Annotated in this window: 1 protein-coding gene; it reads right to left on the bottom strand. The window is 52.1% G+C overall.

Annotated features, from left to right (window positions below; genetic code table 11):
* Window positions 1-593: pyridoxal-dependent decarboxylase (locus HEM79_RS22325; RefSeq protein WP_286178687.1), on the bottom strand; the 593-nt coding region annotated here is incomplete at both ends.

Below are 593 nucleotides of genomic sequence, written 5' to 3'. Positions count from 1 at the left end.
GGGAACTCATAGTTACCGGTGTAGGTCACACCAAAAGTCGGCACCACGCCGATGGTGTTTTCGTCGCAGGCTTCAATCATGCGTTTCGGGTCCATAAACAACTGACCCGGGCGCATAGGGATCTCGCGCAGTTCCACATCCCAGTAGCGGGCAAATTTATGCCAGCAGATTTGCACCGGCCCGCACACGAGGTTGGGTTTATCGGTCGGTTTACCTGCGGCTTCCATTCGTTTGCGCCAACGCCATTTCATTGCCATCCCGCCGAGCATACAGGCCTCGGAAGAACCAATGGTGTTGGTGCCAACGGCCTGACCGTTTTTCGGCGCAGGCGCGTGCCACAGGTCGGCAACCATGTTTACACAACGCAGGTCGATAGCTGCGGACTGCGGATATTCTTCTTTATCGATCCAGTTTTTGTTGATCGACAGATCCATCAGCTTATGAACATTTTCGTCGTCCCAGGTCTGACAAAATGTGGCAAGGTTTTGTCGGGCATTGCCATCCAGGTATAATTCATCATTGATAATCTGGAATGCGATGTCATCGCGCATTTCGTGCAGCGGAAAACGTTTAGATTCCGCGATAGTGGAAAT

Origin of the sequence: Escherichia sp. 93.0816, from assembly GCF_013368855.2 — a bacterium.
In the GTDB taxonomy this organism is placed as follows: domain Bacteria; phylum Pseudomonadota; class Gammaproteobacteria; order Enterobacterales; family Enterobacteriaceae; genus Escherichia; species Escherichia ruysiae.
This window is presented reverse-complemented; position numbering and strand designations above follow the sequence as displayed.